Annotated in this window: 8 protein-coding genes; 6 read left to right on the top strand and 2 right to left on the bottom strand. The window is 65.6% G+C overall.

From position 1 onward, the window contains the following. Window positions 1–284 (bottom strand): type I phosphoribosyltransferase (locus AC1DT2_RS11735; protein ID WP_477296356.1); only part of this gene is annotated, 284 nt, incomplete at its 3' end. A 29-nt stretch (window positions 285–313) separates the two neighbouring features. Further along, window positions 314–586: a putative signal transducing protein gene (locus AC1DT2_RS11730; RefSeq protein WP_213948585.1), complete on the bottom strand. Its 273-nt coding sequence runs from the start codon at window positions 584–586 to the stop codon at window positions 314–316. 95 nt (window positions 587–681) lie between these two features. On the opposite strand from AC1DT2_RS11730, the gene AC1DT2_RS11725 reads away from it, so the two are divergent. The 6 genes from AC1DT2_RS11725 to phnD all read left to right on the top strand — a co-directional run bounded on the left by AC1DT2_RS11725 (window position 682) and on the right by phnD (window position 7591). Further along, a complete protein-coding gene (locus AC1DT2_RS11725) occupies window positions 682–2409 on the top strand; it encodes a glutamine--tRNA ligase/YqeY domain fusion protein (RefSeq protein WP_477296355.1) in 1728 nt (575 codons plus the stop codon). Beyond that, window positions 2409–2966, top strand: a complete 558-nt coding sequence (locus tag AC1DT2_RS11720; RefSeq protein ID WP_477296354.1) for a nucleoside deaminase — start codon at window positions 2409–2411, stop codon at window positions 2964–2966. Before AC1DT2_RS11725 ends, AC1DT2_RS11720 begins: the two co-directional genes overlap by 1 nt. Window positions 2967–2982: 16 nt before the next feature. After that, on the top strand, window positions 2983–3693 hold the full coding sequence (locus AC1DT2_RS11715; RefSeq protein WP_477296353.1) for a TVP38/TMEM64 family protein: 711 nt from the start codon (window positions 2983–2985) through the stop codon (window positions 3691–3693). A gap of 70 nt (window positions 3694–3763) precedes the next feature. Further along, entirely contained in the window at window positions 3764–5671 is a 1908-nt protein-coding gene (locus tag AC1DT2_RS11710; protein ID WP_477296352.1) for an ATP-binding response regulator, read from the top strand. Between the two features lie 87 nt (window positions 5672–5758). Next, on the top strand, window positions 5759–6523 hold the full coding sequence (locus AC1DT2_RS11705) for a LuxR C-terminal-related transcriptional regulator (protein WP_063571775.1): 765 nt from the start codon (window positions 5759–5761) through the stop codon (window positions 6521–6523). A 30-nt stretch (window positions 6524–6553) separates the two neighbouring features. Further along, window positions 6554–7591, top strand: coding sequence for a phosphate/phosphite/phosphonate ABC transporter substrate-binding protein (phnD, locus tag AC1DT2_RS11700; protein ID WP_477296350.1), 1038 nt, complete (start codon window positions 6554–6556; stop codon window positions 7589–7591). The last annotated feature ends 185 nt before the right edge of the window (window positions 7592–7776 follow it).

Genomic DNA, 7776 nt, shown 5'->3' with positions numbered 1-7776 from the left:
CCCACGACGGGCGGTGGCAGCTTGCCGGCCTTGCGCAGCGGAACGAAGCCGGCGTTGAGCGCGCGCGCCATGGCCGCGCCGAAAATGAAGCCGCGCGACTCGATACCGCAGACGGCGCCGATCCCTAGCCCGTGCCWTGGCGCGCACAGCGCATCGATGCAGGCGCTGAACGCCGCGGCGTCGGCGAGCATGGGGGTGATGTCCTTGAACATGATGCCCGGACGCGGGAAGTCGGGCACGTCGCGGACAAGGTCGGTGATGGCCTTGGAAACATGGGCCTGCATGGCATTGATCCTGGAAAGTATCGCGGCGCTCAGGCCGGAAAGGTGGCGGCGCCGAAATCGTCGTCGGAGGCCGCGGCGATTCGCGCCTCGGCAAGTTGACCGTCGATGACGCGGACGATCGCCTCGGCCGCTTCCGCGGCCGCCTCGGGCACCATGACGGCGAGGAAGTCCCGCGCAGGAAGCTGCCCGACCGCACCGGTCAGAAATTCACCCGCGATGAAGGCGGGAATCTCCGCCTGCTCGAGTGCATTCTTAACCAGATGGGCGTCAATCAGGGATTCGGCGTGATAGGCGATACGCATGGTAGGAAGCTACCCGCGCGGCCGCCCGGCGGCAAGCGCTACGCGCCTAAGGTAAACTCGGATGTTTGCCGTGCCCATCCTCCGAGTCCTTTGCGATGTCGACCGAAACGCCCGTCCTGCAGCAGCACTTCATCGGCCAGATCGTCCGCGAGGACCTGGCTTCCGGCAAGCACACGGTGATCCACACCCGCTTCCCGCCTGAGCCCAACGGCTATCTGCACCTGGGTCACGCCAAGTCCATCTGCCTGAACTACGGACTCGCCACCGAGTTCGCCGGCACCTGCAACCTTCGCTTCGACGACACCAACCCGTCGAAGGAAGACGTCGAGTACGTCGATGCCATCCAGCGCGATGTGAAATGGCTCGGCTTCGAGTGGGCCGAGCTGCGCCACGCCTCGGATTACTTCGAAGTGTTCTATCGTTCGGCGCTCAAGCTGATCCGCCTGGGCGTGGCGTATGTGGACGATCTCTCGGCCGAGGAAGTGCGCGAGTACCGCGGCACCCTGACCGAGCCGGGCCGGAATTCGCCCTACCGCGATCGCAGCGTCGAGGAGAACCTCGACCTGTTCCAGCGCATGCGTGCGGGTGAGTTCGCCGACGGCAGCAAGACACTCCGCGCGAAGATCGACATGACCGCGGGCAACATCAACCTGCGCGATCCCGCGCTGTACCGCGTGCGCAAGGTGCATCACCAGAACACCGGCGACGCATGGCCCATCTATCCGATGTACGACTTCGCGCATTCGCTCTCGGACGCGCTCGAAGGCATCACCCATTCGCTCTGCACGCTGGAATTCGAAGACCACCGCCCCTTGTACGACTGGTGCGTGGATAAGGTCGACCTCGCGCACGATCCGGAACTGTGGCAGCCCCTGGTCGACGCCGGCCTGCCGACCTCGCCCAGCAAACCCCGCCAGATCGAGTTCTCGCGCGGCAACCTCAACTACACGGTGATGAGCAAGCGCAAGCTGATCACCCTGGTGTCCGAAAACCTCGTCGACGGCTGGGACGACCCGCGCATGCCGACGATCGCCGGCGTACGCCGGCGCGGCTTCACCGCCGCCGGCATCCGCCTCTTCTGGGAGCGCGTCGGTGTCAGCAAGCAGAACAGCACGATCGACATGAGTGTCCTCGAAGGCGCCGTGCGTGAGGATCTCGACGCCGTCGCGCCGCGCCGCCTTGCCGTGATCGACCCGGTGAAGCTCGTCATCACCAACCTCGACGCAACCCACCACGAGCAGCTCACCTTCCCAAACCATCCGAAGGACGAGAGCTTCGGCACACGCAGCGTTCCGTTCTCGCCCGAGCTGTGGATCGAACGCGAAGACTTCGCGGAAGTGCCGCCGAAGGGCTTTCATCGCCTCAAGCCGGAGGGGGAAGTGCGTCTGCGCGGCGTCGGGATCGTCAAGTGCGACGAGGTCGTCAAGGACGCGAACGGCGAGATCACCGAGCTGCGCTGCACCCTCGACCTCGAAAGCCGGACCGGCATGCCGGGTGCCGATCGCAAGATCAAGGGCACCATTCACTGGGTCAGTGCGCGTGACGCCGTTCCCGCCATCGTGCGCCTGTACGACCGCCTGTTCGACGCCGCGGATCCGGACGACGACAGYGACGGCAAGACCTACAAGGACCACATCAACCCGCATTCGCGCCGCGTCGTCCACGGTTACGTGGAGCCGGCCGCCGCGGGCGCCGCGCGCGAGGACCGCCTTCAGTTCGAACGTCTCGGCTACTTCGTCGCCGACATGCACGACCACACGCCCGGCACGCCCGTGTTCAACCGCGTCGTGACGCTGCGCGACTCCTGGGCGAAGCAGGCCTGATGCTGTACGCACAAGTCCATCTCACCCTGCCCGCCTGGGTCCATGAAGCCGTGGACACCTCGGCCACGTATGCGGGTGACGAGGCCAAGGTCGGCCTGGCCATCGAGCTATCGGGACGCAACATCGACCTCGCCACGGGCGGTCCCTTCGGCGCCGTGGTGTTCGACGGCAACGACCGGATCGTCGCCGTGGGGGTGAATCGCGTGGTGCCTCATGCCTGTTCGGTGGCCCACGCGGAAATGATGGCGTACATGACCGCGCAGGAGCGCCTGCAGCGCTTCCGCCTCAATGAAGACGGCAGCCGGTTCGTCCTCGCCACCAGTTCGCAGCCGTGCTGCCAGTGCTACGGCGCCACAGTGTGGGCGGGCGTGGACGAGCTGCTCATTGGCGCACGCTCGGAGGATGTCGAGGAGCTCACGCCATTCGACGAAGGCCCGCTGCCCGCCGACTGGATCGGCGAGCTCGAGCGTCGCGGCATTGCCGTGCGTCGCGACATCTGCCGGGACGAGGCACGGGACGTGCTCCGCCGCTACGGCGAATCGGGCGCCAGCTATTGAAACCGGTCCTTCCCGGGTGAGTCGCTGGCGTGCCGCGCTGCCGCTTTTGCTGCTGCTGATCGCTGGCGCGGTGATGCTCGGTAGCGGTGCGCTCGACCGCTTCCACCCGACCCGGCTACTCGCCGAAGAGGGTGCCTTGCGCGGCGCGATCGCCGAGCATCCCGTCATGTCGCGGCTGGCCTATACGGGTCTGCTTACCCTGGCCATTTCCACCGGCGTGCCAGGAACGATCGTCATCATCCTCGCAGGTGGCTTGCTGTTCGGCATCGCCGAAGGCACGGCCCTGTCGTCCGTCGCCCTCGTGCTCGGCTCACTCCTTCTCTTCCTTGCCAGTCGCTATGCGTTTGGCGCGGGTGGCCGCCAGCCACCGGAACTTGCGACGCGCATGCGTACCGGGTTCTCCGCGCATCCGGTCAGTTACACCCTCGCCCTGCGCTTCATTCCCGTCGTGCCGCTGGGCGCCATGACGGTGGCTCTGGCCTGGTTGCGTTGCCCGCTATGGCTGTTCCTGGGCGCCACCTGGCTGGGCGGGACAGTGTCCCTCGTGGCCGAAACCGCGGTCGGGGCCGGTCTCGGCGACACGTTCGGCGGCAGCGCACCATTCACCCTGGCGCGACTTCTCGACGGCAGGATCCTGCTCCCGCTGGCCGCGTTCGCTGCGCTGAGCGTGCTTCCGCTGGCGATAAAGAGCCTTCGCGACCGGCGTCGGCGCCGTCCCCACCGCTGACGCCAGCCGCGTTGAACTGCGTTAGGCTGTAGCCTCGCGTCGCCCGGGAGGGGCACGCAAGGGGAGACAGATGCGCGACGTATCGGTTACGTGGCTGGAACGGGTCTGGCGCCGCACTTCACTTGTGCAGCGCCTGACGTGTGTCGCGCTCGTACCCACCGCCATCAGTGCGGTCCTGCTGGTTACCCTGCTCACCCGCCATCAGATGGATACCCTCCACGAGATGGGCCGCTCCACGGCCGACGCCATTGCCCAACAGGCCGCCAGTGTCTCCGGCGAAGCCCTGCGCAACGGCGAGCGGCGCGAGATTTCGCATATTTCCCAATCGATCGTCCAGCTGCCCCAGGTAGCACGGGTTCGCATCAGCGACCGCGATGGCGAGATCATTGCGGACCGTGTGAACGGAACCATCGACGACGATGACAATCTCACCGTGTCGCGCGAGGTGCTGGACCCGACAAGTCATCGCGTCGTCGGCTCGGTCACGGTCGATGTCAGCGTCGAGGACGCTATCGCCGCGCAACGAACCAGCGTAAACAACGCCCTCCTCTGGCTGGCGCTCAGCCTGTTCATCGCGGTGATGATCGGTTGGTCCACGGCGCGCTGGCTGAGTGCACCGCTGCGCAATCTCGCCATTGCGGTTCGCCAACTCGGCCTGGGCGACCGTACCGTGGTGGTCCCGGTCACCGACGATACCGAGATCGGTGACCTCCAGCGAGGCTTCAACGGCGCTGCCTCGCAGCTGCTGCATGCGCAGATCGGGATGGAACGCGAGATCGCCATGGCCACGGAAGAACTCGCCCGGAAGAACGCCGCACTCGAGGCCGCCAGCGTGGCGAAGGCGCGCTTTCTTGCCGCCGCATCGCATGACCTGCGCCAGCCACTCTACGCGCTCACCCTGTTTTCCTCCGGCCTCGCCGTGGACGAGTACGACCCGGTACGGCTCAATCGTATCGCCCACATCCAGGAGTGCGTGGAAGCGCTGGACCACCTGTTCAGCGAGCTGCTCGACCTCTCTCGCCTGGAGACCGGTGCCATGCCGGCCGTGCTCCGCGATGTTCCGCTGGACGAGGTTTTTGAAGAGGTCAGCGTGAATTTCCGCATGGTGGCCGAACAGCACGAACTGCGTCTGGTCGTGCGGACGACCGGCCTCTGGGTACGCTGTGACCGCACCATGGTCGCGCGCATCCTCAACAACCTGGTCAGCAATGCGCTGCGTTATACCCGCTGCGGTGGTGTGTTGGTGGGTGCACGCCGGCGTCCCGATGGCACGGTCCGCGTGGATGTGTGGGATACGGGCCTGGGTATCGGCCCGGAGCATCTCCAGCACATTTTCGACGAGTTCTACCGGGTCGAGAGCGGCCCGGAAGCCGGGCGTCCCGAGAGCACGCGGCGCGGACTGGGGCTGGGCCTGTCCACGGTGCAGCGCCTGGCGGGCCTGCTTGGCACGCGCGCCATGGTGCGCTCGCAGCCGGGCAAGGGCAGCGTGTTCTCGATCACGCTGCCGGAGGTCCAGCCAGGGAAGATCGAGGCACCGGTCGCGGCGACGACGGGCAGCCCCGCGCCGCGGGACGTTGTTGGCATGCGCGTCCTGGTGATCGACGACGAGCCCAGCATCCTCGCCGGGATCAGTTTTCTGCTGGGCAGCTGGGGCTGCGAGGTGATGACTGCCGAAGATGCGCAGCAGGCCATGGAGGCGGTGCACCAGTGGATGCAGCCGCCGGATATCGTGATTTCCGACCTGCGGCTCCGCGAGGGCACCGGCCTGGACGTCATCGACCTGCTCGATCGCTATTATCGCCGCCGGCCCGGCGACCCACCACCGTTTGCCCGCGTGCTGATCACCGGCGAAACCCGCGGGGACTTCCTGCGCAACGTCGACCAGACCACCACGCAGGTTCTCTACAAGCCCGTTTCGCCCGAACGCCTGCACGATGTCATGGTTTCGGCCTGGACCGTCCATCATGCACCCGTCTGAACCAGATGGCTGGCTTGCCGCGAGGCGCCCGGAGGGCTATGTTTCCAAGAACGGGGATGCTCGCGGTAGTGCGGGCGGAGGAAAGGCATGCGTGTTCTGATCGCGGACGATCACCGGTTCATCATCGACGGCGTCAAGCTCAAGTTGAGGGAATTGGGTGAGGACGTCGAGTTTGTCGAGGCCCAGACGGTCGCTGATCTCTATGCGCAACTCGATCGCCTGCCCCTCCCCGATGTCGCCCTGATYGACATAGGCATGCCGGACGCCAACGGCGTCGAACATATTCAAAGGGCGCTGGAGAAACTCGCCGACGCCAACGACAAGGTCACCAGCCAGGACAGCGAAAGCCCGGATCTGACCGATGACGAACGCCGCCTCGCCGCCGACTTGATCGGGACCCGTACTGCGCGCAAGCGTGCTGTCCTTGTCTTGTCCGGAAACAGCGACCCCGCTGCGATTCGCCATATGCTCGAACTTGGCGTGCAGGGTTACATCGTGAAGACCTCAAGTCCGGACGTCGTCCTGAACGCGGTGCGTCTGGCTGTCTCCGGCGGTATCTACGTACCACCGGAAGCTATGGATGCCGCCGTATCGAGCATTCCCGTTCCGTTCTTTTCCAAGGCCAACGGCAGCGATGGACTGACGACCAAGGAGCGCCTGGCCACGGTCCTCACCGAACGCCAGATCGACGTACTCAAGCTATTGGCCAAGGGCCGGCCGAACAAGCTGATCGCCCGCGAGTTGGGCATCAGCGAAGGCACCGTCAAGATTCACCTTGCCGCGATCTTCCGTGCGCTACATGTGCGGAACCGATTGGAGGCACTGGTTGCCGCACAGCACCTGGGCGACTAGCTAAAACACCATCCACGCGAGGCAGGCGCGATGCGGGCAGGCGTGAAGAGCGCGGCGAGAGGCTGGGTGCGCGCGGGGTTCTGCGCATGGCTGGCGTGCGTCCTTTGCTCGGGTCCCGCCGTGGCGGCCGGTCCCGCGCAGGGCGATGTCGATCCGAATGCCCCGCTCACCTTCGGCATTCTTCCCATCGGGGGTCCCGCCGAGTCGCTGGAGGCGTGGCGCCCCATGCTCGACGACTTGAGCAAGGCGCTCGCCCGCCCCGTCCGCGCGGTCTCCGTCACGACCTACGAAGGCATCGCTCAGGCCATCAGCGAGCAGAGGGTGGATATCGCCTTCCTCTCCGGGCGGCTCGCCCTGGACGCCGTCACCGGGCAAAACATGCAGGTGATCGGGCAGCTGACCCGCGGCGATGGCTCGAAAGGCTATTACGCCGTGGTGCTCGTGGCAGCGGACTCGCGCCTGCGTACGGTCGACCAGCTGTTCGCCAAGCCGGGTAAATGGCGCTTCGCCCGCGGCGAAGCGCTTTCGGTGTCCGGCTATCTCGTTCCGGAAACCCAGTTGTTCGCGGCACGGAACGTGGACTCCGACACCTTCTTCGCCAGCGTGCACATCGACAACCACCAGAACAATGCGTTGGCCGTTGCCAACGGCGAAGTGGACGTCGCCACCAACAACACGGCGGACCTGGAACGCTTCAAGCAACATTTTCCCGACCAGTACGCGCGCCTGCGCGTGCTCTGGAAGTCCTCGCTTATTCCCCATGCGGTGATCGTGATCCGTAACGACCTTCCGCTTGCGTTACGCGAGCGCGTGGCCACCTTCATTACCAGCTATGGCAAGGGCAAGGAGGGTTCGCGCGAAGAAGCGAACCTGAAGCTCATCCACGACATCAGCGGATTCGCGCGGGCTGATAACGCCGTGCTCGTGCCCTTCGTCGATATCGAATATTCGCTGGAGAAGCGCCGCGCCACCAGTGCGCAGTGGGTCAGCGAAGCCGCGCGTGAGGCGCGCTTCCAGAAGATCAAGGTCGACCACGATGCGGTCGTGAAGCAACTCGACGGCAAATAGCCGTCCAACGGGCCTAGGCCATAAGGTATAGACGGGCAGCCTAGGTCCCCTTGTCTATCGCGCATCGAACGCGCGTTTCATAGATTCGTTGTCATGAACGCGTCGCCGCATCCGCCCGCAAGGCCCGCGCCCCTGCATCGACAGCTGATCCTTCGCGGATTGCTGCCGATGACGCTGGTTGCGCT

The sequence above is a fragment of the Luteibacter sp. P4_E6 genome, from assembly GCF_056401535.1.
Note: the sequence above shows the minus strand (reverse complement) of the source record. Positions and strands in the feature narration are given on the sequence as shown.

What these genes read in the sequence shown, in the direction of transcription:
- AC1DT2_RS11710 (WP_477296352.1), top strand. Translation starts at nt 3,764, where the DNA reads ATGCGCGACGTATCGGTTACGTGGCTGGAACGGGTCTGGCGCCGCACT.
- AC1DT2_RS11730 (WP_213948585.1), bottom strand. Translation starts at nt 586, where the DNA reads ATGCGTATCGCCTATCACGCCGAATCCCTGATTGACGCCCATCTGGTT.
- AC1DT2_RS11720 (WP_477296354.1), top strand. Translation starts at nt 2,409, where the DNA reads ATGCTGTACGCACAAGTCCATCTCACCCTGCCCGCCTGGGTCCATGAA.
- phnD (WP_477296350.1), top strand. Translation starts at nt 6,554, where the DNA reads ATGCGGGCAGGCGTGAAGAGCGCGGCGAGAGGCTGGGTGCGCGCGGGG.